Raw genomic sequence first — 26,405 nt, 5'->3', positions numbered from 1 at the left:
CTTGTTGACTGTAGGAGTGAGCTTGCTCGCGATTGCACCTGGTCAGACGATGATTTTTCAACAGTGGGACCGCTATCGCGAGCAAGCTCGCTCCTACAGGGCCGTGTTTGCTGGGCGACAGCGCGGTGTCAAGAACGCGGGGCAGCTCCTGGTAGTAACAATTCAATTCTATGATTGGAATGCTTGTTGACTGTAGGAGTGAGCTTGCTCGCGATTGCACTTGGTCAGACGATGTTTTTTCAACAGTGCTGCCGCTATCGCGAGCAAGCTCGCTCCTACACGGCCGTGGTTACCGCGAGATATCGCGGTGTCAGGGACGCTGGGGTAGCTCTTGGCAGTAACAACTCAACTCTATGATTGGAATGCTTGTTGACTGTAGGAGTGAGCTTGCTCGCGATTGCACCTGGTCAGACGATGATTTTTCAACAGTGGGACCGCTATCGCGAGCAAGCTCGCTCCTACAGGGCCGTGTTTGCTGGGCGACAGCGCGGTTTCAAGAACGCGGGGCAGCTCCTGGTAGTAACAATTCAATTCTATGATTGGAATGCTTTTTGACTGTAGGAGGTAACGATGGCGCCGATAGCGGTCTTATTGCCTCACTGCCATCGCTGGCAAGATTCCCACTGCAATAAAAAAGCAGCCCGAAGGCTGCTTTCTTATGGAGCACTTACGACAGCTTAGTGCGACGACGCGCCGCTGGCACCCAAGCCAGTCTGGGAGCGTACGAACTGCGGATAGAACAAGGCTCGCTCGCCCTCTGCCGCTTTCGACTTGTCGGTGATGGAGAAGAACCATATGCCCACGAACGCGATGGCGATAGAGAACAGCGCCGGGTATTCGTACGGGAAGATGGCCTTCGGATTGTGCAGGATCGATACCCAAATGGTCGGGCCGAGGATCATCAGTACCACGGCACTGACCAGGCCCATCCAGCCGCCAATCATGGCGCCACGGGTGGTCAGGTTTTTCCAGTACATGGAAAGCAGCAGTACCGGGAAGTTACAGCTGGCCGCGATGGAGAACGCCAGGCCCACCATGAACGCGATGTTCTGGCTTTCGAAAGCGATGCCCAGAAGGATTGCCACCACTGCCAGCGCAATAGTAGTCATCTTCGAGACACGGATTTCGTCTTTCTCGTTGGCCTTGCCCTCTTTGATCACACTGGCATACAGGTCGTGGGATACCGCCGAAGCACCCGCCAGAGTCAGACCGGCAACCACTGCCAGAATGGTGGCGAACGCTACTGCCGAGATGAAGCCCAGGAACAGACTGCCACCGACCGCATCGGCCAGGTGAACGGCTGCCATGTTGTTACCACCCAGCAACGCACCGGCCGCATCCTTGAACGCAGGGTTGGTGCTGACCAGCAGGATCGCGCCGAAGCCGATGATGAAAGTCAGGATGTAGAAGTAACCGATGAAGCCTGTTGCGTAGAACACCGACTTGCGCGCTTCTTTAGCATCGCTCACGGTGAAGAAGCGCATCAGGATGTGTGGCAGACCTGCGGTACCGAACATCAGTGCCAGGCCCAGGGAGAACGCCGAAATCGGATCTTTCACCAGGCCGCCCGGGCTCATGATCGCTTCACCTTTAGGGTGAACCTTGACCGCCTCGGCAAACAGCATGTTGAAGTCGAAGTTGACGTGCTTCATCACCATCAGCGCCATGAACGACGCACCGGAGAGCAGCATCACCGCCTTGATGATCTGTACCCAGGTGGTGGCCAGCATGCCGCCAAACAGCACATACAGGCACATCAGGATACCAACCAGGATCACCGCAACGGTGTAGTCCAGCCCGAACAGCAACTGGATCAACTTACCGGCGCCGACCATCTGCGCGATCAGGTAAAACGCAACCACCACCAGCGAACCGCAGGCGGACAGGGTGCGAATTTCTTTCTGCTTGAGGCGATAAGAGGCCACGTCAGCGAAGGTGTATTTGCCCAGGTTACGCAGGCGCTCGGCGATCAGGAACAGAATGATCGGCCAGCCCACCAGGAAGCCGATCGAGTAGATCAGGCCATCATAACCAGAGGTGTACACCAGTGCGGAAATACCCAGGAAGGACGCCGCGGACATGTAGTCACCGGCAATGGCCAGACCGTTCTGAAAACCGGTGATCTTGCCGCCTGCTGAATAGTAGTCCGATGCTGTCTTGTTTTTCTTCGATGCCCAGTAGGTGATGTACAGCGTGAACGCGACGAACACCAGGAACATGACGATCGCCGAGGTGTTCAACGGTTGCTTTTGCACAGCGCCGGTCAATGCATCCGCCGCCCAGAGCGACGGTGCAAAGGCGGCCAGGCCGAATACTGCTGATAGACGCCCGATCATTGCTGTGCCTCCTTCAGGATGGCGTTGTTCAGGTCATCGAATTCACCGTTGGCACGACGAACATAGATGCCGGTCAGCACAAAAGCGGACACGATCAGGCCGACCCCAATCGGCATTCCCCAGGTAATAGTCGAAGTAGCGCTAAGTTTCGCGCCCAGAATGTTTGGTCCATACGCAATCAAAAGGATGAAAGCGGCGTAAAGCCCGAGCATGATCGCTGAAAGAATCCAGGCGAACCGCTCCCTTTTGGATACCAGCTCCTTGAAACGGGGGCTGTTTTGAATCGAGAGGTAAATGCTGTCGTTCATTGTTTTTGTCCTCGCAGCACAGATGAGATGTCACGTCTTGCACTTTAGTCCGGTCTGGCAAGCGCTCCAGACGACCTTAGTATTAGAGCGACATTAGTCGTAGATTGGGGTTTGTGCTTTCAATCGGCCAGGCCTGTAGGAGTGAGCTTGCTCGCGATAGCGTCGGGTCAGGTAATGAACTCCTTGACTGACCCGACGCTATCGCGAGCAAGCTCACTCCTACAAAAGGCCACCGACACTCATAAAATTGTGGTGGTTCAAGACTTTTTACCTGAACACAAAAAAAACCGCCCGGTGATTAACCGGGCGGCTTCAGATGCTACGCAAGCAGGCTGACTTATTTGCCAGTCCACTCCTTCACGCGATCAGGGTGCTTGGCGACCCAATCCTTGGCAGCGGCCTCGGGCTTGGCGCCGTCCTGAATAGCCAGCATGACCTCACCAATTTCATCCTTGGACGCCCACTGGAACTTCTTCAGGAACTCCACCACTTCCGGAGCCTTGGTGGCCAGCTCTTTGCTGCCGATGCTGTCCACGGTTTCAGCTGCGCCGTAGACGCCTTTAGGGTCGTCCAGGAAGCGCAACTTCCACTTCGCAAACATCCAGTGCGGCACCCAGCCCGTCACGGCAATGGACTGTTCTTTGCCATACGCCCGAGTCAGCTCGGCAATCATGCCCGCACCGGAACTGGCCTGCAGTTTGTAGCCATCCAGCCCGTAAGCCTTGATGGCCTCATCGGTCTTGAGCATCACGCCCGAGCCCGCGTCGATACCGGTGATTTTCTTCTTGAAGGAATCGTCGGTCTTGAGGTCTTCAATGCTCTTGGCTTTCACGTACTCGGGTACGATCAGGCCGATTTTGGCGTCCTTGAAGTTAGAGCCATAATTCACAACGTTGTCTTTGTTCTTGGCCAGGTACTCGCCATGGGTGACCGGCAGCCAGGCCGACAGCATCATGTCCAGTTTGCCCGTTGCAACGCCCTGCCACATGATCCCGGCCGCCACTGCCTGGAGTTTCACGTCATAGCCCAGCTTTTGCTTGATCACTTCAGCAGCAACGTTCGTGGTCGCGACGCTGTCGGACCAACCGTCTACGTAACCGATACTCACTTCTTTGGCATGTGCCAGCGTGGAACTGACAGCAAGCGCCAGAGCAGCACTCACGCCCAGGATTTTTCGCATCTTCATCGTTACTTCCCCGGTAGTCTCGCGCCCGACAATAAGGTCAGGCATCGTTAACGTTTTTATAAAGACCGCAGTCCGCGCCCAGCCTTGGAGCACCGCGCACTTTTTCACGCCTCAATGACTCAGCGAACGATGGCCATCATCGTATCGCCCCTTGATCATCAACCTGTGGAGCAATACGACATGCTCTGTCAGCGACATCAAGGCACGGAGAAACGACACCTGAGTGCCATCAACGACAACCTTGTCGTAAAAAGCGGGCTGTTCCGTCCGAAATTTGCATGTCAAACGAAATCCCCCTCCCTGCCAGCGATAAAAGACCTGCCACTTGTTGAAGTGCAGCGCACCGCATCGACGCATTCGACTGGTCTTCTCTCCGGCCGCTACCGGGTAACGTTTTTCGATGACAGGAGTGTTACCGCGACGTCGGCAATCGCTGTAACAGCGTGTAACACGGGAACATAATGACCTTCTCGACATCGATCCACGCAGCCGTAAATTTAATAAGCGATTGATTTATATATACTTATTAAAGTTGGCACAGCTCCTGCTATATCTCTGGCATAACAAGAATAAAAATGCGGCACACCTAATAAGAACAAGACGTATCGGCTCTGACATAACAAGAACAAAGGCACAGAGACGCAGCTAACAGATTTTTTTGGAGTGGATCAGCTTCACAGAGGTGCCTTCGGGCTCTCGCAACCGGGCAGAGAACAATAAAACTACCGTCAGGTAGCTCCCGAACTGGTTGGATCGCAAGGTCGAAGTAAGGTCAGCGCTCAAAAAAATACGTTTGCTCTTGATCCCGGATGGGGATCGAACAAGAACGCAGTAAAGGGCACGGTCGCCAAAAACAACAACAGGCCACCCTAAAACAATAAAAAAAGAGCACGTAAAAACCATTTAAAGGGGAGCCCAGGCTCCCCTTTATGCTGTCTGGGGTTTGAGGCACCCGGCCTCTCCCTGTTGAAATCACCCTGTCTGTAGGAGCTCACCGAGGTTACGAGGCCAGCGATGGCGGTGTATCAGACAAGCCGCTATCGCTGGCCTCGTAACCTCGGTGAGCGCCTATAGGGTTTGATTCCATCCCTTACCTCCATAAAAAAGCACACCATTGCTCTCTTGACGCCAGAGAACGTGTATTGTCTCGAACTATTTACAAAAGGTTCGCTGGCGATTACGGCACTTTGGCACTACACCAATGGTCATAGCCCGCGTATCTCATCAGCACTTCTTTCCCAAGGGATCTAGTCATGCTCCGTTTCCTGCGCTTCGCTGCCATTGTTGGCGGCCTCTGTTTGAGTGCGTCCGCTATGGCGGTCGATGTCGACCCCGCCACGTATGGCTATCCTCTAAAGAATCCATTCGAAGCAACCATTGCCACCACGCCTCCCGACATGCGTCCGGAGTTGCCCGCAGACGACGACATCGATCAGGATGATTACACCCTGAATCTGCGTCCAGAGCGCGAGTTCACGCTGCCAGACAACTTCTGGGCCGTGAAAAAGTTGCGTTATCGCATGGCCAAACAAGACCATGCCGCGCCACTGATCTTTCTGATCGCCGGCACCGGCGCGCCTTACAACAGCACCATCAACGAATTCCTCAAGAAGCTGTACTACGGCGCGGGCTACCACGTCGTTCAGCTGTCTTCGCCAACCAGCTATGACTTCATGAGCTCGGCCTCGCGTTTCGCGACCCCGGGTATCTCTACTGAAGATGCCGAGGACCTGTACCGCGTAATGCAAGCGGTACGCGCGCAACAGACCGAACTGAAAATCACCGATTTCTATCTGACGGGCTACAGTCTCGGCGCGCTTAACGCGGCGTTCGTCAGTCGTCTGGATGAAACCCGCCGCAGCTTCAACTTCAAGAAAGTCCTGCTGCTCAACCCGCCGGTCAACCTCTACACCTCGATCTCCAACCTGGACAAGCTGGTACAGACCAACGTCAAGGGCATCGATAACAGCACCACGTTCTATGAGCTGGTACTTGCCAAGTTGACCCGTTACTTCCGTCAGAAGGGTTACATCGACCTCAACGACGCGCTGCTGTATGACTTCCAACAGTCCAAGCAGCACCTGACCAATGAACAGATGGCGATGTTGATCGGCACCTCGTTCCGTTTTTCATCAGCCGATATCGCGTTTACCTCTGACCTGATCAACCGTCGCGGCCTGATCACGCCACCGAAATTCCCGATCACCGAAGGCACCAGTCTGTCGCCGTTCCTGCGCCGCGCGCTGCAGTGCGACTTCGACTGCTACCTGACCGAGCAAGTCATCCCGATGTGGCGTGCCCGCACCGATGGTGGCAGCCTGCTGCAACTGGTTGACCAGGTCAGCCTGTACGCGCTCAAGGATTACCTGCAGACCAGCAAGAAGATCTCCGTGATGCACAACGCGGACGATGTGATTCTGGGCTCCGGTGACCTGGGCTTCTTGCGCAAGACTTTCGGCGATCGCCTGACCGTTTATCCTTACGGCGGCCATTGCGGCAACATCAATTACCGCGTCAACAGCGACGCCATGCTGGAGTTCTTCCGTGGCTAAACGTCTTTTACTCCTCGCTGCCCTGCTCTGCGCAGGGACCGTTCAGGCTGCGGACCCGGTCGTCGACAGCAATATCGCCGAACACCCGGCCACTGTGCTGCGTCAAGACGATGCCGACGGTTTTACCCAGCCGCTGAAATCGCTGCAGTTCAACCCCGGCCTTGATCAACGGGAATTTGAACGCGCCACACTGACCGCGCTGGAAGTCTATGACCCGCTTGAGTCCTGGAACCGGCGCGTCTATCACTTCAACTACCGTTTCGATGAGTGGGTGTTCCTTCCGGTGGTCAACGGCTATCGCTACGTGACCCCGAGTTTCGTGCGTACTGGCGTGAGCAACTTCTTCGCCAACCTGGGTGAAATTCCTAACTTGCTGAACAGCCTGTTCCAGTTCAAAGGTCAGCGCTCGCTGGAAACCACCGGCCGCCTGCTGGTTAACACCACCATCGGTGTCGTCGGCCTGTGGGACCCGGCAACCAAAATGGGCCTGCCTCGCCAGAACGAAGACTTCGGCCAGACTCTGGGTTTCTATGGTGTACCGGCTGGCCCGTACCTGGTCCTGCCGCTGCTCGGCCCGTCCAACTTGCGTGACACCGGCGGCCTGCTGTTCGACTTCACTGCCGAATCGCAGATCAACTTCCTCAACGTCGCTCAGGTCAGCAGTGATCACCCGGAACTGTACCTGCTGCGCGCTATTGATCGCCGATACACCACCAGCTTCCGCTACGGCCAGATGAACTCACCGTTCGAATACGAAAAGGTGCGTTACGTCTACACCGAAGCCCGCAAGTTGCAGATCGCCGAGTAACACTTCAGCGATACAAAAACGGCCAGCCGGAGCGATCGGGCTGGCCGTTTTTTTTGTGCACATCAATACTCTATTTGGAATGCGATCACCCTGTGGGAGCGGTGCTTGCCCGCGATGCATGAGACGCAGCAAGAAGCCATACCGCGTTAGCGTTTATCGTCGGAATGCCGCCCAGACCAAGCACCGCTCCCACAGGGTGATCACATTCCCAATCACGCCGTAAGACATCAAAAAACCCGATCAATCACCCGCAAAATCATCACCCATCAATCGGCCAAACAGGCATAGCATGGTCGGCATTGATGAGGAGAAACTCCATGAGCCAATTTCGTAAAGTGCTTTCGATCCAGGCCGGCCAGCCCGCGTCGGACGGTGCCGGGGTAAAACTGACCCGTGTATTCGGCGGGCCAGGTGTCGAGCAGTTCGATCCGTTTCTGATGCTTGATGAGTTCGGTTCCGACAAGCCGGACGATTACATCGCAGGCTTCCCGCCACACCCACACCGTGGTTTTGAAACCGTGACCTACATGCTCGAAGGCCGTATGCGTCATGAAGATCACATGGGCAACGTCGGCCTGCTGCAAGGTGGCGGCGTCCAATGGATGACCGCTGCGCGAGGCATCATCCACAGCGAAATGCCGGAGCAGGAAGAAGGTGTGATGCGCGGCTTCCAGCTGTGGCTGAACCTGCCGGGCAAGAACAAGCTCAGCGACGCCAGTTATCAGGATATCCAGCCAGAGAACATTCCGCGCCTGGCCACCGGCAAGGGTGTTGATGTGGTGGTGATCGCCGGGCAGTTCGATGACGGTCAGCGCCAGCAAACCGGTGCCGTGCAGCGTCCAGACACCGAGCCGCAGTATTTCGACTTTCACATGCCCGCCGGTAGCAGCATCAGCCCGAAGATTCCCCAAGGGCATCTTGCGTTGCTGTATGTCTACGAAGGCAGCCTGGAGTTAGCGGGTCACTCGCAGAACGTCAGTGCCAGCCGCATGGTGCGACTGTCCGGCGAAGGCGAACTGCAACTGAGCACTACAGACGGTGCCCGAGTGTTACTGATCGCAGGCAAACCGCTGCGTGAGCCGATCGTGCAATACGGCCCATTCGTGATGAACACCCGGGAAGAGATCGAGCAGGCGCTGCGGGACTTTCGGGATGATCGGTTGACTGCGTGAGGAATTGTGGCTGAGGCAAACCTCTGTAGGAGTGAGCTTGCTCGCGATAGCGGGTCATCAGTCGATACCATTATTGGCTGAACTGACGCTATCGCGAGCAAGCTCGCTCCTACAGTTACAAGGAATGATCTGAGCTCACGACAACCGCAAAAACCGCTTCAACTGCTCGCCCTGAGCGATAGCGTCATGGCGGCCCAGTTCGATCAATTCCCGACAGTAACCCGCCTCAAACAGCAAATAGCTGAGCACACTTGCGCCACTGGTCTTGGTGGCTCCAGGGCCGCGCAGGAAGGTGCGCAGCGCACGGGGCAGTTCATGGCGATGACGGGCAGCAATCTGGTCGATCGGCTGGCTTGGGGCAATGATCAGGACCTCAACCGGAGCCAGGCCCTTCTGGCGCACCCGGTGCTCGCAGGGCAGCAGATCGCTGACCAGATTCATGCGCTCCAACACTTCGATGTCACTTTCCAGATTATCGATGAACGTGCTGTTGAGCATGTGTCCACTAATCTGCGCCAGCGTAGGCTGCTTGCCATTCGTCACCCGCTGCATCTGCCTGTTGGCATCGGCGCCTCGCGGGTTGCCGCTGACACCGACGACCAACACGCGATTGGCCCCCAGATGCAACGCCGGGCTGATGGGGGCGGACTGACGCACAGCACCGTCGCCGAAGTATTCCTGATCGATTTTGACCGGCGCGAACAGCAGTGGAATCGCCGAACTGGCAAGCAAATGGTCGATGGTCAACTGGGTCGGCACGCCCAGACGGCGGTGGCGCAGCCATGGATCAATGGTGCCCTTGCCCTGATAGAACGTCATGGCGTGGCCAGACTCGTAACCAAACGCAGTCACTGCCACAGCGCGCAAGTGCTTCGCAGCAATCGCCGCGTCAATACCTTCAAGGTCCAGCCGTTCAGTGAGCAGGTCTCGCAGCGGCGAGCTGTTGAGCAGGGCGACGGGGACCTGGGAGCCTATCCCCAGCAGACTGTTGCCAAAGAACCGCCCGGCCTGACTCATCACGCCCGGCCAGTCGCTACGCAGCACCTGATGGCTGCGAAAGCCCTGCCAGAACTCGGTCAACTGATGAATAGCGGTACGAAAATGCAATGCACCGCTGGCCAGTTTGACGGCATTGATGGCACCCGCGGAGGTACCGACAATGACCGGAAACGGGTTGGGTGCTCCGGGAGGCAGCAAATCGGCGATCCCCGCCAACACCCCAACCTGATAAGCAGCCCTCGCCCCACCACCAGACAGAATCAACCCGGTAACGGGTTCTACATCATTCACAGCATCCATTGCGATGACGGGTTCGAGCATTTAGCTGCGCCTCAGTTGATCACTCACGCTTTTTATAGATTTTAGGCTCGCCCGGAGGTCGGCTTTTGAATCGACGGTGCGCCCAGAGATACTGCTCAGGACACTCCGTAATGGCACTTTCTACCCATTGATTGATGCGCAGGCAATCGACTTCATCACTTTCGCCCGGAAAATCCTGCAACGGCGCATGGATGACCAATCGATAGCCACTGCCGTCAGCCAGGCGCTGCTGAGTAAACGGTACAACCTGAGCACGTCCCAGCTTGGCAAATTTGCTGGTCGCCGTCACGGTTGCAGCCTGAATGCCGAACAACGGGACAAAAACACTCTGCTTGGCGCCGTAATCCTGATCCGGTGCGTACCAGATGGCACGGCCGGCACGCAGTAGCTTGAGCATGCCGCGGACGTCTTCACGCTCTACCGCCAGCGAATCAAGGTTGTGACGCTCACGACCACGACGCTGAACAAAATCAAACAGCGGGTTTTTATGTTCGCGGTACATGCCATCAATGGTGTGTTGCTGACCCAACAGCGCAGCACCGACTTCCAGCGTGGTGAAGTGCAACGCCATGAGAATCACGCCCTGCCCTTGCTGCTGAGCGGCCTGCAAATGCTCAAGGCCTTCGATGTGCGCCAGTCTGGCAAGGCGCTCTCTGGACCACCACCAGCTCATGGCCATTTCAAAAAAGGCGATGCCCGTGGAGGCGAAGTTTTCCTTGAGCAGACGCTTGCGCTCATCGCTGGACAGATGCGGGAAACACAGCTGCAGGTTACGCGACGCGATGTATTTGCGATCAGCGGCGAACCGATACATCACTGCGCCCAACAGCCGCCCGATGACTAACAGAACGCGAAATGGCAGTTGAACAACCAGCCACAGCAGCCCAAGCCCCAGCCATAGCGGCCAGAAACGGGGGTGAAGAAAATAAGCTCGAAAACGCGGGCGATCCATTAAAGCTTCCATCAGAACCATGGCCGCGCATTCTACAACGGTTCGACCCCGCTTGCGGCTAGCGGGCGTTCTCGTTATAAGTCTCGGCACTTTTAGCGACAAGCCGTTGTATGCCGACCATGAGCCAAAACGAATCGCAAGAACAGGATCCAGTCTTCCAACTCAAGGGCAGCATGCTCGCCATCACCGTGCTGGAGCTGGCTCGCAACAACCTTGAGGCCCTCGACCGTCAGTTGGCGGCAAAAGTGGCTCAGGCTCCGAATTTTTTCAGCAATACCCCGCTGGTGCTGGCGCTCGACAAGCTTCCCGCCGACAGCGGTGCCGTGGATTTACCCGGCCTGATGCGCGTTTGCCGCCAGCATGGCCTGCGTACCCTGGCGATCCGGGCCAGTCGTATCGAAGACATCGCCGCCGCTATCGCGATTGACTTGCCCGTATTGCCGCCGTCCGGTGCTCGCGAGCGTCCACTGGACCCTCTGGAAGGCGACGCCGCGAAGAAGAAAGCCGAAAAGCCTCCGGAGCCAACGATCAAACCGACCCGGGTGATCACCTCTCCGGTGCGCGGCGGTCAGCAAATTTATGCCCAGGGCGGCGACCTGGTGGTGATTGCCCCGGTGAGTCCCGGTGCGGAACTTCTGGCCGATGGCAACATCCATGTTTACGGCCCATTGCGCGGACGGGCGCTGGCAGGAATAAAAGGCGACACCAAAGCGCGAATTTTCTGTCAGCAAATGGGCGCGGAACTGATATCCATCGCCGGGCAATACAAGGTTTCCGAAGATTTACGCAGGGATCCACTCTGGGGTACGTCGGTACAGGTCAGCCTGTCCGGTGACGTGTTGAACATCATCCGGCTTTAACGGATACTGCGCCATTTTCAAAGCATCCCTGATTCGTCGCGAAAACGTAGCAAAGGTAGTAGGAAATCCGGGGGCTTTCATCGTTCCTGGCAAATCGCTCCCAGGGTAGGACACCCGGTAGCTTTCAATTTCCATCATTGTTCGACGGTCGCCGCTTCAAGGGACGCTCTTCAGGACTAACTGTCCTTTTCCTCTAGGGGTGATACACCTTGGCCAAGATTCTCGTGGTTACATCCGGCAAGGGTGGTGTGGGCAAGACCACCACCAGCGCCGCCATCGGTACCGGTCTCGCATTGCGCGGCCACAAAACTGTCATCGTCGACTTCGACGTTGGCTTGCGTAACCTCGACCTGATCATGGGCTGCGAGCGTCGCGTTGTTTATGACTTCGTCAACGTGGTAAACGGCGAAGCCAACCTGCAACAGGCCCTGATCAAAGACAAGAAGATCGAAGGCCTGTACGTACTGGCCGCCAGCCAGACCCGTGACAAGGAAGCGCTGACCAAAGAAGGCGTGGAAAAAGTCCTGATGGAACTCAAGGAATCCTTCGAGTACATCGTCTGCGACTCCCCTGCCGGTATCGAGACAGGTGCTCACCTGGCCATGTACTTCGCCGATGAAGCGATCGTCGTGACCAACCCGGAAGTATCGTCTGTACGTGACTCCGACCGCATGCTGGGCCTTCTGGCCAGCAAATCGCGTCGCGCCGAGCGTAACGAAGAGCCGATCAAGGAACACCTGTTGCTGACCCGCTACAACCCGGAGCGCGTCAGCAAAGGCGAGATGCTGGGCGTTGAAGACGTCAAGGAAATCCTCGCGGTGACACTGCTGGGCGTGATCCCTGAGTCCCAGGCAGTACTGAAAGCTTCCAACCAGGGCGTGCCAGTCATCCTTGATGAGCAGAGCGATGCCGGTCAGGCCTACAGCGATGCTGTTGATCGTCTGTTGGGCAAAGATCGTGAGCACCGTTTCCTGGACGTACAGAAGAAAGGATTTTTCGAACGCCTGTTCGGGGGTAACTGATGAACATTTTCGACTTCTTTCGCGCCAGCAAAAAAACCACCACCGCGTCGGTCGCGAAAGAGCGTCTACAGATCATCGTGGCGCATGAACGCGGCCAGCGTACAACTCCGGACTACTTGCCAGCCCTGCAAAAAGAGCTGGTTGAAGTGATCCGCAAGTACGTCAACATCGAGTCCAACGATGTGCAGGTTGCTCTGGAAAATCAGGGCAGCTGTTCGATTCTGGAACTCAACATCACCCTGCCAGATCGCTAGATCCGGCGGTTGCTTGCGGCGGCATTAGCACCATTCTTGCGAGTGGGGCTGATGCCGCCGTTGCGTTTAGAGGCCGTTAAATGCCGTTGTCGAACATCCGCATCATTCATCAGGACGCTGCCGTTCTGGTGATTGATAAGCCAACCCTGCTGCTTTCCGTCCCCGGCCGTGCCGAGGACAACAAGGATTGCCTGATTACCCGCCTGCAGGAAAACGGCTACCCCGAAGCCCGCATTGTCCATCGACTGGATTGGGAAACCTCCGGGATCATTCTGCTGGCCCGTGATCCGGACACGCATCGCGAGCTGTCCCGGCAGTTTCATGACCGGGAAACCGAAAAAGCCTACACCGCGCTGTGCTGGGGTGAACCGACGCTGGATAGCGGCAGCATCGACCTCCCCTTGCGTTACGACCCGCCCACCAAGCCTCGGCATGTGGTGGATCACGAGTTCGGCAAGCATGCCCAGACTTTCTGGAAAGTACTGGAGCGTTGCGGCCATTACAGTCGTGTCGAGCTGACGCCAATTACCGGGCGCTCACATCAGTTGCGGGTGCACATGCTGTCGATCGGGCATCCGTTGCTGGGCGATGGTCTGTATGCATACCCGGACGCCTTGGCGGCGTATCCGCGTTTGTGCCTGCATGCAAGCATGTTGAGCTTCACGCATCCGCAGAGTGGCGAGCGGTTGCGGTTTGAGTGTCCGGCGCCGTTTTAGGCACACCACGATTCTGTAGGAGCTGCCGAAGGCTGCGAACAGCGGCTCCCCTGATGCACCGCCGTTCGCAGCCTTCGGCAGCTCCTACAGGTCTTTCGTTCTTCCAGCGATAAGCACACCCGCAACAGCACTACACACACCAATACGGTAAACTCCCGCCATTGCTGTCTGGAGTGACTTATGCGCGAAGAGCTGAACAAGGGCCTGATTGATTTCCTCAAGGCCTCTCCTACCCCTTTCCATGCCACCGCTACCCTCGTCCAACACCTTGAAGCTTCTGGCTTCCAGCGCCTGGACGAACGTGAAACCTGGGCCACGGAAACCGGCGGCCGGTACTACGTAACCCGCAACGATTCATCCATTGTGGCATTCCGCCTGGGCCGTCAGTCGCCACTGACCGGCGGCATCCGCATGGTTGGCGCGCACACTGACAGCCCGTGCCTGCGGGTCAAGCCGCAACCTGAGCTGCAGCGCCAGGGCTTTTGGCAACTGGGTGTCGAAGTCTACGGCGGTGCCTTGCTCGCCCCGTGGTTCGACCGTGATCTGTCTCTCGCCGGTCGCGTCACCTTCCGTCGTGACGGCAAGGTCGAAAGCCAGCTCATCGACTTCAAGCTACCGATAGCCGTGATCCCCAACCTGGCGATCCACCTCAACCGCACTGCCAACGAAGGCTGGGCGATCAACCCGCAAACCGAGCTGCCACCGATTCTCGCTCAGGTTGCAGGTGATGAGCGCGCAGATTTCCGCGCCCTGCTCACCGATCAACTGGCACGCGAACATGGCCTGAATGCCGATGTGGTGCTTGATTACGAGCTGAGTTTCTATGACACGCAAAGCGCTGCCGTAGTCGGGCTCAATGCGGACTTTATTGCCGGTGCGCGCCTGGACAATCTGTTGTCGTGCTACGCCGGTCTGCAAGCGCTGCTCGGTAGCGATAGCGACGAAACCTGCCTGCTGGTCTGCACCGATCATGAAGAAGTCGGCTCGTCGTCGACCTGCGGCGCGGATGGCCCGATGCTGGAGCAGATCATTCAGCGCCTGTTGCCGGACGGCGCAGACTATGTGCGTACCATCCAGAAGTCCTTGCTGGTTTCTGCCGACAACGCGCATGGCATCCACCCCAACTACGCCGAGAAACACGACGCCAACCACGGCCCGAAGCTCAACGCAGGCCCGGTCATCAAGGTCAACAGCAACCAGCGCTACGCCACCAACAGCGAAACCGCCGGGTTCTTCCGCCATCTGTGCATGGCTGAAGAAGTACCGGTGCAAAGCTTTGTAGTACGCAGCGACATGGCTTGTGGCTCAACCATCGGCCCGATCACCGCCAGCCACCTGGGCGTACGCACCGTGGACATTGGCCTGCCGACGTTTGCCATGCACTCGATCCGTGAACTGGCGGGCAGCCATGACCTGGCGCATCTGGTAAAAGTATTGACCGCGTTTTATGCGAGTCATGAATTGCCTTGAGCCAAATGCTAGAGTGACCATGCCTGCAGCGAAATAACTGAGCTGGCATGGTCACTCGTTTCACAGCGCATCCTTTTTAACCGTTTCGACTGCAAAGATATAAACGTCGGTGGCGAGTTTAAATAATGCTAACGGTTACCAGATCCGATGTTCCCTTGTCCGTCCCTTGTTTGTTGATGACTTCGTAATGCACATCAAGTGTTTCCCAGCTCACGAGATGCCCGACATAGGTCATCTGAAAGTCTATCGGTGCGACGGCAGTGACATCTTTGATCTCAGGAAAAGTAATGGGCCCTTCATGGGGTTCTCCTTTCAGATGCAGAGTAACCCGATCCCCAATAGCCATGAAATCATAAACAGGAACCCGAACATGCCCACCTGTCTCCTGGATGTCCCTTTTACTTAATTTCCCGTCAACTGCCTGAGGCAGTATAGGGGCCGCCAGATTTTTCGTTTCTTTATAACCCATGATAGTTCTCCTTAATGAATTAACCCCTTCCCCTACTCCTTGGCCTATTTAAAAAAAACAAAGTTAGCGTCTTTTTGCTTTCCAGACTCTATAAGCAATAAAACCTCGTACCGCAGATCCGGGTCAGCACACCCCAGTTCCTGTTCCGGATAATCGAAATTTAATGCCAACCCACTGCCGCAGCCAGACGAAACAGGACACTGTTATTTCCGGGTTATCTTCACTACTAGTCATTGATCGCCTCCATCGGTTTCCACCGAAACACAAAAGAAATAAGCCTGCAGAATGCCCCCTAACTTCTGCATGGCAGAACTTTTACTGTAAACATATAACCGACACATCGACAGCTGTCATAAATGACAGTTAAACGTTTCAGCCAAATCAAAGCACTCTAAAACGCCACCTGGATCGGCTTCAATTAAATAGCAATATAACGGCGGTCTTATATCGCTATAAATCCTATCGCTCATCCGACAGCGAGAGCGAAGTTAATATGAGGAACCTCTTATTTTTCCTATCAGAGACCTGCTGTAGAGCCAGCATTGCCCCACATCAATCGCATGACGTCCAAACCCGCCTAGACTGACTCCATCAGTTTCTGGAGGTTGGACGTCATGGACGCGTTTTTCTCGATTCTGCTACCGGTTCTGGCCGGCATGCTGCTGTTGTGCATTGGCTACAACTACCAAGAGCGCAACAGCGGCGTGTTCATGATCTGGCTGGGGATGATCGGGATTCTGGGCACTGTCGTGTTCAAGATTCTGCAGAAGCTGACCTGAGCGAAGCAGAACCGTGGAGCTCAGTGGAAGCTCAACCCGTGGGACCGAATTTATTCGGGAAGGCAATCTTTCAGGCGATAAAGATGCAGCGTCTGTACCGGCCCTTTCGCGAATAAATTCGCTCCCACGGAGCCCAGGCTCATCTGACCTCAAATATCCCGCACCACCGCGCTCACGTGGATCGCATCGTGCCGCCAGTACTCCAGATCACAATCGATCAAGCGGCCGTTCTGATCGAAGTTGACTCTTGCAATACGCAAGCCGGGGCTGCCAAGAGAAACCTTGAGCGCCGCCGAGGCTTCTGCGTGCAGCGCGGTGGGGACCATTTCGAAGCGCACCTGCCCGTAACGCAGGTCATAGCGGCTGGCGTACAGCTCGGTCAGCGACTGATTGAGATCGCACTCAAGGATGCCGGGGAAATATTCCGGGTTCAGGTAATGCTCTACATAGAGCACCAGACGTTGATCAATACGCCGCGCACGGCAGATCTGAATCACGCTGGACAGCGCAGGCAACTGCAGCATTTCACAGATTTTTGCCGAAGCCGGTTGCAGACGCGCAGAGATAACCTGAGTGTCAGCGACTCGCCCCTGAGCACTGACCATCGCGTGAAAGTGGCTACGGCGCATCAGGTCGTATGCCAGGCGTGGCGGCGAAATAAACCACCCGCGCCGTTCCTCTCTATAGATAAGCCCCAACGCTTCGAGCTGTACCAACGCCTCACGCAAGGTGATACGCGTGGTATCAAACACTTCGCTCAGCTTACGTTCTGCGGGTAATTTGCTACCGGGCGGCAGCAGACCATGCTCGATCTGCTCCTGCAGGGCATTGCAAATCGTCGTCACCGCACGGGGCACTTCTTCGCGCATCACATTACCTTTCTGGACTAGACCAGCGCCATAACAGGGCACGAGTTATTCTCATTGCCCCCACCAGGGCGCAGAAACAGCCTACTTAGCGTAGATGACTGCTCCGTGACAAACCCCATCACAAACCATGCCAGCACCGTCCAAAAAACCTCTGAAGCCCTTCCAGATCAAGGCTTTGATCATGGTCTACGCTTATCCCGCAGCCCCTGAACCCGCCACGACATAGACGAGCACGGCACCTCGCTAACATAAAAATGTCATCGAAAAAGCTTAACTTGGCTCAGGTATTGCTGACCTAGACCAACCAACCCGCAACGATCACTTCTAAAAAGAACTTTCAGAAGTGCACAAGGAGCTTCGAATGAAACACCTTTTGCTGGCATCACTCCTCGGTTCCGCTATCGCCCTCAGCACTTCGGCCATGGCCGCAGACGTTGACCTGAAAACCCTTGAAGCAGCCGCAAAGGTTGAAGGCGCAGTCAACAGTGTTGGCATGCCGGATGACTGGGCGAACTGGAAAGACACCTGGGCTGATTTGCAGACCAAGTACGGCCTCAAGCACATGGACACTGACATGAGCTCGGCCCAGGAAATCGCCAAGTTCGATGCGGAAAAAGACAACGCCAGCGCTGACATCGGCGATGTCGGGGCGGCCTTCGGCCCTATCGCAGCGGCTAAAGGCGTGACTCAACCTTACAAGCCAAGCACCTGGGATCAGGTTCCGGACTGGGCCAAGGACAAAGACGGTCACTGGGCACTGGCCTACACCGGCACCATCGCCTTCGTGGTCAACAAGAAGTTGCTGCACGGTTCCGAAGTACCCACTAAATGGGCTGACCTGAAGAACGGCAAATACAAAGTAACGGTGGGTGACGTGAGCACCGCCGCACAAGCTGCCAACGGTGTACTGGCCGCTGCGATTGCCATGAAAGGTGACGAAAGCAACATTGCTCCAGGCCTGCAGTTGTTCACTGAACTGGCCAAACAGAAGCGTCTGGCCCTCAATAACCCGAACATCCAGAGCATGGAAAAAGGCGAAGTTGAAGTGGGCATCGTCTGGGACTTCAACGGCCTGAGCTACAAGGCCAAGATGACCAACCCGGATGACTACGTGGTACTGATCCCGTCCGACGGTTCGGTGATTTCCGGCTACACCACCATCATCAACAAATACGCGAAGAACCCTAACGCCGCCAAGCTGGCCCGTGAATACATCTTCAGCGACGCCGGGCAGATCAATCTGGCCAAAGGCAACGCACGCCCGATTCGTGCCGAGCACCTCACCTTGCCGGCTGAAGTCCAGGCCAAGCTGCTGCCAAACGAGCAATACAAAGGCGTGACGCCGATCAAGAACGCAGCGGCATGGGAGAAGACCTCCAAAGCGCTGCCGCAAATGTGGAACGAGCAAGTCATCGTTGAAATGAACTGATGCACCAAAGGCCTCAAGGATGAGGCCATTTTTTATCCTTACACCCACGTATCAGCCTGTGACACACCCGGCCGGAGCGATTGGCTCATGAAACACAATGTCATCCTCATCGTGCTCGACGGCCTCAACTACGACGTGGCCCGACATGCGATGGGCCATCTGCAGGCTTACGCCAATGCAGGTCGAGCCTCGCTTTACAAGCTGGAATGCGAATTGCCGGCACTCTCGCGCCCGCTTTACGAATGCATCCTGACGGGCGTACCGCCGATTGAAAGCGGCATCGTCCACAACCAGGTTTCCCGGTTATCGAACCAACGCAGCATGTTCCACTACGCCACCGATGCCGGGCTCAGTACCGCCGCGGCGGCCTATCACTGGGTCAGTGAGCTGTACAACCGTACGCCGTTCGATGCCGCACGTGATCGCCACACGGATGACGTCGAGTTACCGATTCAGCATGGCCACTTCTATTACGCGGACCATTACCCCGATTCGCACCTGTTCGCCGACGCCGAAAGTCTGCGGGTCAGGCACGCACCCAATCTGCTGTTGATTCACCCCATGAACATCGACGACGCCGGGCACAAGCACGGCCTCGACAGCCCGCAATACCGCAACAGCGCACGCAGCGTTGACATCATCATCGCGGATTACCTGCAAGTCTGGCTCGACGCTGGTTATCAGGTATTGATCACCGCCGACCACGGCATGAACAACGACCGCTCTCACAATGGCCTGCTGCCCGAAGAGCGCGAAGTGCCGCTGTTCGTGCTGGGCAATGCGTTCAGCCTGAACCCTGAGGCGACGCCCAGGCAAACCGAGTTGTGCGGCATCGTCTGCGAGCTGCTCGGTGTGCCCCACGACAAACCGTTCTGCCGGGAGATTCTCAAGTGAGCACCCAAAATCGCGGCAAATGGCTCGGGCTTCTCTGCCTGCTCCCGTTCGCCCTGTTCTTCTTCGTTTTTCAGATCGCGCCGCTAGGATGGGTAGCGATCAACAGTCTGCACTCCGAAGCGGGCTGGGGCATCGAAAACTTCATCAAGGCCTTCGACTCGCGGTTCTACCGCCAGGCCATGCAGTTCAGCCTGGAGATCAGTTTCTGGTCCAGCCTGTTCGGCATCATCATTGCGGTGCTGGGCAGCTACTCGCTGCGCAACGTGGATTCGCGCCTGCGGGACTTCGTCAATTCCTTCGCCAACATGACCAGCAACTTCTCCGGCGTACCGCTGGCCTTTGCTTTCATCATCCTGCTGGGCTTCAACGGAGCAGTGACTTTGATGCTCAAGCAGGCGGGCATCATCGAAGACTTCAACCTGTATTCGAAAACCGGGTTGATCATCCTCTACACCTACTTCCAGATCCCCCTCGGCGTGTTGCTGCTTTACCCGGCCTTCGACGCCCTGCGTCAGGACTGGCGTGATTCAGCGTCATTACTCGGCGCCAGCAGCTTTCAGTTCTGGCGTTACATCGGCTTGCCGGTACTGACTCCCGCCCTGCTTGGCACCTTTGTCATTCTGCTTGCCAACGCGTTGGGCGCTTACGCCACGGTGTATGCCCTGACCACGGGCAACTTCAACGTGCTGCCGATCCGCATTGCGGCCATGGTCGCGGGCGATATCAGTCTTGATCCAAACATGGCCAGTGCCCTGGCGATGATTCTGGTCGGCCTGATGACACTGGTCACCGTCGTTCATCAGTGGTTGCTGAAGAGGAGCTACCATGTCTCGCGCTGAAAGAGGCCCTGCCCGGTTTTATCACCGCACGGTCGTTTATCTGCTGTTCTTCATCCTCCTGCTGCCGCTGCTTGGCACGCTGCTGTATTCGATATCTACCAGTTGGTCAGCAAGCATTCTGCCCAGCGGGCTGACGTTCAAGTGGTACATCGCGCTGTGGAGCGATCCGCGCTTCCTCGCTGCGTTTGGCCAATCGTTACTGGTCTGTGTGGGCGCGCTGATTCTCTCCGTGGTGCTGATCCTGCCGTTGCTGTTTGTGGTGCACTACCACTTCCCGCGGCTGGATGCGCTGATGAACATCCTGATCCTGTTGCCCTTCGCGGTGCCACCGGTGGCATCGTCGGTGGGTTTGCTGCAACTGTACGGTTCAGGCCCGTTCGCGATGGTTGGCACGCCCTGGATTCTGATCGGCTGCTACTTCACCGTCGCCCTGCCCTTCATGTACCGGGCGATCAGTAACAACCTGCAAGCGATCAACCTGACTGACCTGATGGACGCCGCGCAACTGCTCGGCGCCAACACTTGGCAGGCAGCGTTTCTGGTGGTGCTGCCCAACCTGCGCAAAGGTTTGATGGTCGCCCTGCTGCTGTCGTTTTCCTTCCTGTTCGGCGAGTTCGTGTTTGCCAACCTGCTGGTCGGCACGCGCTACGAAACCTTGCAGGTGTACCTGAACAACATGCGCAACAGCAGCGGCCACTTCAACAGTGCGCTGGTGATTTCCTACTTCCTCTTCGTGTTGCTGCTGACCCTGGCCGCCAATCGTTTGAATAAGGACAAAGACTGATATGAGTTTTGTCAGCGTCGAAAACCTGCAAAAAAACTACGGCAGCACAGCGGTGTTCAGTGACATCAACTGCACCATCGAACGCGGCGAATTCGTCACCCTGCTCGGCCCGTCCGGTTGTGGCAAGTCGACCTTGCTGCGCTGCATCGCCGGGCTGACCTCGGTCAACAGCGGGCGTATCGTGCTCGATGGTGTAGATCTGGTGCCGATCACCCCGCAGAAGCGCAATATCGGTATGGTGTTTCAGAGCTACGCGCTGTTCCCCAACATGACTGTGGAGCAGAACGTCGCCTTCGGTCTGCGTATGCAGAAGGTCAATGCCGACGACACCCACAAACGGGTTGCCGAAGTGTTGAAGCTGGTGGAACTGACTGATTTTGCCAGCCGTTATCCGCATCAGATGTCCGGCGGCCAGTGCCAGCGCGTTGCCCTCGCCCGCTCGCTGGTAACCCGTCCGCGCCTGTTGCTGCTGGATGAACCGTTGTCGGCGCTGGATGCCAGGATTCGCAAGCACTTGCGCGAGCAGATCCGTGCGATTCAGCGTGAGCTGGGCCTGACCACGATCTTCGTGACCCACGACCAGGAAGAAGCGCTGACCATGTCAGATCGCATTTTCCTGATGAATCAGGGTCGTATCGTGCAGAGCGGCGACGCCGAAACCCTTTACACTGCGCCGGTGGATGTTTTCGCCGCAGGCTTTATCGGCAACTACAACCTGCTCGAAGCCGAAGACGTCAGCCGCTTGATGCAGCGTCCGATCACCAGCCGCATCGCGATTCGTCCGGAGTCCATTCAGCTCAGCCTGACCGGTGCCCTGGAAGGGCAAATCCGCAGCCACAGCCTGCTGGGCAACGTGATCCGCTACCGTGTCGAGGCCCGCGGTGTGGAGTTGGTTGTGGACGTGCTCAATCGCTCGGCAGACGATCTGCTGGCCGACGGGACGCGGGTGACGCTGAGTATTGATGCTTCGGCGTTGTGTGAGGTGGCGTGAGGCGTGAGGTTGTATCAATCGGGCACAATTGATGACCTGCCCCAATACCTCTGTAGGAGCGAGCTTGCTCGCGATAGCGGTTTCTCGGTAAAGCAACCATTAGCATGGAGAATGCTATCGCGAGCAAGCTCGCTCCTACAGGAATTGCGCCGCCACTCAGTTAATTTTCAGAGGACAGATTTTCAATGGCTTTAGCAATTTTTGACCTGGATGAAACCCTGATCGCCGGGGACTGCGCCAGCCTGTGGAGCGAGCAGATGGCCAGGCTTGGCTGGGTTGACTCAGCCTCATTCATCAAACGCGACCACGAATTGATGCAGGCCTACAGCGAAGGAAAACTGGCGATGGAGGACTACATGGCCTTCAGTCTGGAGCCGATGCTGGGCCGTACTCCCGAAGAAGTAGATCATCTGGTCGGGCCATGGGTCGAGGATTACATCGAGCCGATCATTTTCAGTGACGCGACCAAATGCATCGCCGAGCATCGCGCTGCCGGTGACCGGATTCTGGTGATTTCAGCGTCGGGCGTTCATCTGGTAAAACCGATCGCAGAACGCATCGGTATCGATGAAGTGCTGGCGATCGATCTGGACGTGGCTCACGGTGTTTACAACGGCAAGACCGTCGGCACCCTGACCTACCGCGAAGGCAAGATCACCCGCCTCATGGAGTGGCTGGACGCCGAAGGTGAAAACCTCGAAGGCGCCAGCTTCTACTCGGACTCACGCAATGATCTGCCGTTGTTGCTCAAGGTGGATTACCCGCATGTGGTGAATCCGGACCCGACCTTGCTGGAGCATGCGCAGAAGGCCGGATGGCCGATTCACAACTGGAAGTAGCGTGGGCTCGCAACAAATCTCCTGATCGGACAGCAACCCTGTGGGAGCGGATTCATCCGCGAAGAGGCCGGTACATTCAGCAAAACTGCAGCGCCTGTACAGCTGGCTTCGCGAATGAATTCGCTCCCACAGGTTTAGGACTCAGGCTTTAAACCAGGCTCTCATCAATCACCAGCACCAGCTTGCCATTGACCTTGTTGCCCGCCAGCTCGGCGTAAGCCGCTTCAGCGTCCTGGATCAGGTAGCTGCGGGCCAGCTGTGGTTTGAGGCGGCCTTCGGTGAACAGCGGCCAGACGTGCTGCCCCAGATCACGCAACAGATCTGCCTTGAACGTGTCATCACGGCTGCGCAACGTCGATCCCAGCAACTGGATGCGCTTGCTCAGGATCTGCGCCATGTCCAGCTGCGCCTCGCGGCCGCCCATCAAGCCAATCAGCACCCATCGACCGTCAACACTGAGCAGCTTGACGTTCAGCTCAGCGTAATTGGCGCCCACTGGATCAAGAATCACATCGAACGGCGCGAAATCTTTCAGGCTGTCCAGGCTCTCATTGCGCACGACACCGCCCTGCGCGCCCAGATCGATGCAGTATTCCAGGCGGTCCGCTGAGCCAACGCTGACCCAGACCGGGTTGCCGAACGCCTTGCAAAGCTGAATGCCAGCTGAACCAACTCCACTTGCACCGGCGTGCAGCAATACTTTCTCGCCGGGCTTGAGTCCGGCGAGCTGAAACAGGTTCAACCAGGCGGTGGCATAGACTTCAGGAATAGCCGCAGCCTCGGCCAGTGACAGGCCTTCAGGGACCGGCAAAACGTGTCGTCCATCAACCACCGCTTCTTCAGCCATCGCCCCGCCCGCCAGCAGCGCACAGACTCTGTCGCCGACTTGCCAGGACGCACCTGGCCCCACTTCGGCGATCACCCCGGAACATTCCATTCCGAGAATTTCGCTAGCCCCCGGTGGTGGCGGATAGAGCCCCGCACGCTGTAATAAATCAGCCCGATTCAAACCCGCAGCGGCAACTTTGATACGAACTTGCCCTACATCAAGAGCCGGACTTGGCTCATCGACCCATTCCACACGACCTTCAACGCCTTGCAATGCCTTCACAGTGCCTCCATAGTGAGTCTGGACTGAGCCCGAAGCTGAAGCAGCACGGGCTTTCTTGCATTATGCGACCGGATCCGACGGAACCGGCGACTTCCAAAGACGGCCTAATATGCGTTATCAATTGTCCCCGCGTCGAATCAGCATGAAGCATTTCTTACCAAGTACCGCCCTCGCGCTGGTTGTGGGTCTCAGCATTTTGCCGATGTCCGCCAGCTCCTTCGCCGCCAACAGCTGGGATAACCTTCAGCCTGATCGCGATGAAGTGATTGCCAGTCTCAACGTGGTTGAGCTGCTCAAACGGCACCATTACAGCAAGCCGCCACTGGACGACAAACGTTCGGTGATCATCTATGAAAGCTATCTCAAGCTTCTGGACCCGGCGCGCAGCTATTTTCTCGCCAGCGACATCACCGAATTCGACAAGTGGCGTACCCAGTTTGACGATTTCCTGAAAAGCGGCGACCTGAATCCCGGTTTCACCATCTACAAGCGCTATCTGGATCGCATCAAGTCGCGTCTGGATTTCGCCCTGGCCGAACTGAACAAAGGTGTCGACAAGCTTGATTTCACCGCCAAGGAAAGCTTGCTGGTGGATCGCAAGGACGCCGCCTGGCCGAAGAATGAGGCCGAGCTGGATGACCTGTGGCGCAAGCGTGTCAAAGACGAAGTCCTGCGCCTGAAGATTGCCGGTAAAGACCCGTCGAAGATTCAGGAAACGCTGACCAAGCGCTACAAGAATCAATTGGCACGTCTGAGCCAGACGCGTGCTGAAGACATCTTCCAGGCGTACATCAACACCTTCGCCATGTCTTACGATCCGCACACCAACTACCTGTCTCCCGACAGCGCGGAAAACTTCGACATCAACATGAGCCTGTCGCTGGAAGGCATCGGCGCTGTGTTGCAGAGCGACAATGACAACGTGAAGATCGTGCGCTTGGTACCGGCGGGTCCTGCGGCAAAAACCAAACAGGTTGCGCCAGCAGACAAGATCGTCGCCGTCGCCCAGGGTGACAAAGAGATGGTCGACGTGATCGGCTGGCGTCTGGATGAAGTCGTCAAACTGATTCGCGGTCCGAAAGGCTCAGTCGTGCGTCTGGAAGTGATTCCGGCCAGCAATGCACCTAACGACCAGACCACCAAAATCGTTGCCATCACTCGTGAAGCGGTGAAGCTGGAAGAGCAGGCTGCCAAGAAGTCGATCCTGCACCTGAAACAGGATGGTCGTGATTACAAACTTGGCGTGATCGACATCCCTGCGTTCTATCTGGACTTCAAGGCGTATCGCGCCGGTGATCCGCAGTACAAGAGCACTACCCGTGACGTGAAGAAACTGCTGACCGAACTGCAGGCCGAGAAGGTCGACGGCGTGGTCCTGGATCTGCGCAACAACGGTGGCGGCTCACTGCAGGAAGCGACCGAGCTGACCAGCCTGTTCATCGACAAGGGCCCGACCGTGCTGGTGCGTAATGCCGACGGCAAGGTCGATGTACTTGAAGACGAAGACACCGGCGCCTTCTACAAAGGCCCGATGGCTTTGCTGGTCAACCGCCTGTCCGCCTCGGCCTCGGAGATTTTCGCCGGTGCCATGCAGGACTATCACCGTGCGTTGATCATCGGTGGCCAGACCTTCGGCAAAGGCACCGTGCAGACCATTCAGCCGCTCAACCATGGTGAGCTGAAACTGACCCTGGCCAAGTTCTATCGGGTTTCCGGGCAGAGCACCCAGCATCAGGGCGTCGTGCCGGACATTACTTATCCGTCGATCATCGATACCAAGGAAATCGGCGAGAGCGCGCTGCCTGAGGCGATGCCTTGGGACAGCATCAAACCGGCGATCAAGCCGGCCATTGATCCGTTCAAACCATTCCTGGCTCAGCTCCAGACGCGACATGAAACCCGTTCGGCGAAAGACGCAGAGTTCGTGTTCATCGAAAACCGCCTGGCTCTGGCCAAGCAATTGATGAACGAGAAAACCGTCAGCCTCAACGAAGTGGACCGTCGCGCCGAACATGCAGCTATCGAAGGCAAGCAACTGGCACTGGAAAACGCCCGTCGTAAAGCCAAAGGTGAAGAGCCGCTTAAAGAGCTGAAGAAAGAAGACGAAGATGCCCTGCCAATGGACGACGACAAGACCAAGCCGGAAGACGACGCGTACCTGTCCGAGACCGGTCGCATCCTGATCGACTATCTGGGCTTGAGTGCTTCGGTTGCCAAGAAGTAGGCAGCCCGGTGATATAGGGTATGCAGTGTGGGAGCGAATTCATTCGCGAATTGGCATAGCAGGCAAACCATCATTGCCTTGCAGGACGCTTTCGCGAATGAATTCGCTCCCACGGAAATAGGTGTTTGGTGAAATATTTTCTGCGTACACGGTCACGGATCGAAATGGCTATTTGATAGCAATCGTCATCAAACAGTCATGAATCTGTCGTGAAATAAGGG

At 56.6% G+C, this 26,405-nt stretch carries 26 protein-coding genes; 18 read left to right on the top strand and 8 right to left on the bottom strand.

The window, feature by feature from the left end:
- Window positions 1-190: hypothetical protein (locus EE949_RS29705; RefSeq protein ID WP_206335726.1), on the top strand; the 190-nt coding region annotated here is incomplete at its 5' end.
- Between the two features lie 487 nt (window positions 191-677).
- Here the strand turns inward: EE949_RS29705 and EE949_RS29305 are convergent.
- From EE949_RS29305 to EE949_RS29295, 3 genes are all read right to left on the bottom strand, one after another.
- Window positions 678-2,336 (bottom strand): cation acetate symporter, encoded by a 1,659-nt coding sequence (locus EE949_RS29305; RefSeq protein WP_122667465.1) that lies wholly within the window; start codon window positions 2,334-2,336, stop codon window positions 678-680.
- Complete coding sequence (locus EE949_RS29300) at window positions 2,333-2,644, bottom strand: DUF485 domain-containing protein (RefSeq protein ID WP_122667464.1); 312 nt, start codon at window positions 2,642-2,644, stop codon at window positions 2,333-2,335. Before EE949_RS29300 ends, EE949_RS29305 begins: the two co-directional genes overlap by 4 nt.
- 337 nt (window positions 2,645-2,981) lie before the next feature.
- Window positions 2,982-3,830: a glycine betaine ABC transporter substrate-binding protein gene (locus EE949_RS29295; RefSeq protein ID WP_122667463.1), complete on the bottom strand. Its 849-nt coding sequence runs from the start codon at window positions 3,828-3,830 to the stop codon at window positions 2,982-2,984.
- 129 nt (window positions 3,831-3,959) lie between these two features.
- Between EE949_RS29295 and EE949_RS29590 the strand changes: the two genes are divergently transcribed.
- The 4 genes from EE949_RS29590 to EE949_RS29270 all read left to right on the top strand — a co-directional run bounded on the left by EE949_RS29590 (window position 3,960) and on the right by EE949_RS29270 (window position 8,362).
- Window positions 3,960-4,292 carry a hypothetical protein gene (locus tag EE949_RS29590; RefSeq protein WP_162874457.1) on the top strand — a complete coding sequence of 111 codons (333 nt, stop codon included), beginning with the start codon at window positions 3,960-3,962 and terminating at the stop codon, window positions 4,290-4,292.
- Window positions 4,293-5,083: 791 nt separating this feature from the next.
- The gene (locus EE949_RS29280; protein ID WP_122667461.1) at window positions 5,084-6,382 is read left to right on the top strand and encodes a serine/threonine protein kinase; all 1,299 of its coding nucleotides are present in this window, start codon (window positions 5,084-5,086) and stop codon (window positions 6,380-6,382) included.
- Entirely contained in the window at window positions 6,375-7,190 is an 816-nt protein-coding gene (locus tag EE949_RS29275; protein WP_122667460.1) for an MlaA family lipoprotein, read from the top strand. The genes EE949_RS29280 and EE949_RS29275 overlap by 8 nt, the downstream gene beginning before the upstream one ends.
- A gap of 317 nt (window positions 7,191-7,507) precedes the next feature.
- Window positions 7,508-8,362 carry a pirin family protein gene (locus EE949_RS29270; protein ID WP_122667459.1) on the top strand — a complete coding sequence of 285 codons (855 nt, stop codon included), beginning with the start codon at window positions 7,508-7,510 and terminating at the stop codon, window positions 8,360-8,362.
- A gap of 135 nt (window positions 8,363-8,497) precedes the next feature.
- On the opposite strand, the gene EE949_RS29265 is transcribed toward EE949_RS29270, so the two are convergent.
- Both EE949_RS29265 and EE949_RS29260 read right to left on the bottom strand, forming a co-directional pair.
- The gene (locus EE949_RS29265) at window positions 8,498-9,682 is read right to left on the bottom strand and encodes a patatin-like phospholipase family protein (RefSeq protein ID WP_122667458.1); all 1,185 of its coding nucleotides are present in this window, start codon (window positions 9,680-9,682) and stop codon (window positions 8,498-8,500) included.
- Window positions 9,683-9,701: 19 nt separating this feature from the next.
- On the bottom strand, window positions 9,702-10,634 hold the full coding sequence (locus EE949_RS29260; protein ID WP_122667457.1) for a lipid A biosynthesis lauroyl acyltransferase: 933 nt from the start codon (window positions 10,632-10,634) through the stop codon (window positions 9,702-9,704).
- A gap of 119 nt (window positions 10,635-10,753) precedes the next feature.
- Between EE949_RS29260 and minC the strand changes: the two genes are divergently transcribed.
- The 5 genes from minC to EE949_RS29235 all read left to right on the top strand — a co-directional run bounded on the left by minC (window position 10,754) and on the right by EE949_RS29235 (window position 14,956).
- A complete protein-coding gene (gene minC, locus EE949_RS29255; protein ID WP_122667467.1) occupies window positions 10,754-11,494 on the top strand; it encodes a septum site-determining protein MinC in 741 nt (246 codons plus the stop codon).
- A gap of 209 nt (window positions 11,495-11,703) precedes the next feature.
- Complete coding sequence (gene minD / locus EE949_RS29250; protein ID WP_032630046.1) at window positions 11,704-12,516, top strand: septum site-determining protein MinD; 813 nt, start codon at window positions 11,704-11,706, stop codon at window positions 12,514-12,516.
- Window positions 12,516-12,770 (top strand): cell division topological specificity factor MinE, encoded by a 255-nt coding sequence (minE, locus tag EE949_RS29245; protein ID WP_122667456.1) that lies wholly within the window; start codon window positions 12,516-12,518, stop codon window positions 12,768-12,770. Before minD ends, minE begins: the two co-directional genes overlap by 1 nt.
- An 80-nt stretch (window positions 12,771-12,850) precedes the next feature.
- Window positions 12,851-13,486 (top strand): RluA family pseudouridine synthase, encoded by a 636-nt coding sequence (locus tag EE949_RS29240; RefSeq protein WP_122667455.1) that lies wholly within the window; start codon window positions 12,851-12,853, stop codon window positions 13,484-13,486.
- Window positions 13,487-13,666: 180 nt separating this feature from the next.
- Window positions 13,667-14,956, top strand: a complete 1,290-nt coding sequence (locus EE949_RS29235) for a M18 family aminopeptidase (protein WP_122667454.1) — start codon at window positions 13,667-13,669, stop codon at window positions 14,954-14,956.
- 118 nt (window positions 14,957-15,074) lie between these two features.
- On the opposite strand, the gene EE949_RS29230 is transcribed toward EE949_RS29235, so the two are convergent.
- A complete protein-coding gene (locus tag EE949_RS29230) occupies window positions 15,075-15,425 on the bottom strand; it encodes a hypothetical protein (protein ID WP_122667453.1) in 351 nt (116 codons plus the stop codon).
- 614 nt (window positions 15,426-16,039) lie between these two features.
- On the opposite strand from EE949_RS29230, the gene EE949_RS29585 reads away from it, so the two are divergent.
- Window positions 16,040-16,204 (top strand): hypothetical protein, encoded by a 165-nt coding sequence (locus tag EE949_RS29585; RefSeq protein WP_162874425.1) that lies wholly within the window; start codon window positions 16,040-16,042, stop codon window positions 16,202-16,204.
- Between the two features lie 149 nt (window positions 16,205-16,353).
- On the opposite strand, the gene EE949_RS29225 is transcribed toward EE949_RS29585, so the two are convergent.
- On the bottom strand, window positions 16,354-17,073 hold the full coding sequence (locus tag EE949_RS29225) for a UTRA domain-containing protein (protein WP_122667452.1): 720 nt from the start codon (window positions 17,071-17,073) through the stop codon (window positions 16,354-16,356).
- 361 nt (window positions 17,074-17,434) lie between these two features.
- Here EE949_RS29225 and EE949_RS29220 point away from each other — a divergent pair, with 361 nt between their 5' ends.
- The 6 genes from EE949_RS29220 to EE949_RS29195 all read left to right on the top strand — a co-directional run bounded on the left by EE949_RS29220 (window position 17,435) and on the right by EE949_RS29195 (window position 22,849).
- Window positions 17,435-18,502, top strand: a complete 1,068-nt coding sequence (locus EE949_RS29220; protein WP_122667451.1) for an ABC transporter substrate-binding protein — start codon at window positions 17,435-17,437, stop codon at window positions 18,500-18,502.
- An 87-nt stretch (window positions 18,503-18,589) separates the two neighbouring features.
- Entirely contained in the window at window positions 18,590-19,396 is an 807-nt protein-coding gene (locus EE949_RS29215; protein ID WP_122667450.1) for an alkaline phosphatase family protein, read from the top strand.
- On the top strand, window positions 19,393-20,235 hold the full coding sequence (locus EE949_RS29210; protein ID WP_122667449.1) for an ABC transporter permease: 843 nt from the start codon (window positions 19,393-19,395) through the stop codon (window positions 20,233-20,235). Before EE949_RS29215 ends, EE949_RS29210 begins: the two co-directional genes overlap by 4 nt.
- Entirely contained in the window at window positions 20,222-21,019 is a 798-nt protein-coding gene (locus EE949_RS29205) for an ABC transporter permease (RefSeq protein ID WP_122667448.1), read from the top strand. The genes EE949_RS29210 and EE949_RS29205 overlap by 14 nt, the downstream gene beginning before the upstream one ends.
- 1 nt (window position 21,020) lies before the next feature.
- Window positions 21,021-22,010, top strand: coding sequence for an ABC transporter ATP-binding protein (locus EE949_RS29200; protein ID WP_122667447.1), 990 nt, complete (start codon window positions 21,021-21,023; stop codon window positions 22,008-22,010).
- 185 nt (window positions 22,011-22,195) lie between these two features.
- The gene (locus EE949_RS29195; protein WP_122667446.1) at window positions 22,196-22,849 is read left to right on the top strand and encodes an HAD family hydrolase; all 654 of its coding nucleotides are present in this window, start codon (window positions 22,196-22,198) and stop codon (window positions 22,847-22,849) included.
- Window positions 22,850-22,997: 148 nt separating this feature from the next.
- On the opposite strand, the gene EE949_RS29190 is transcribed toward EE949_RS29195, so the two are convergent.
- Window positions 22,998-23,960, bottom strand: a complete 963-nt coding sequence (locus tag EE949_RS29190) for an NAD(P)H-quinone oxidoreductase (RefSeq protein WP_122667445.1) — start codon at window positions 23,958-23,960, stop codon at window positions 22,998-23,000.
- A 142-nt stretch (window positions 23,961-24,102) separates the two neighbouring features.
- Here EE949_RS29190 and EE949_RS29185 point away from each other — a divergent pair, with 142 nt between their 5' ends.
- Complete coding sequence (locus EE949_RS29185) at window positions 24,103-26,184, top strand: carboxy terminal-processing peptidase (RefSeq protein ID WP_205504995.1); 2,082 nt, start codon at window positions 24,103-24,105, stop codon at window positions 26,182-26,184.
- Window positions 26,185-26,405: the final 221 nt, after the last annotated feature.

This window comes from Pseudomonas viridiflava, from assembly GCF_900602065.1.
Taxonomy (GTDB): Bacteria; Pseudomonadota; Gammaproteobacteria; order Pseudomonadales; family Pseudomonadaceae; genus Aquipseudomonas.
Note: the sequence above shows the minus strand (reverse complement) of the source record. Positions and strands in the feature narration are given on the sequence as shown.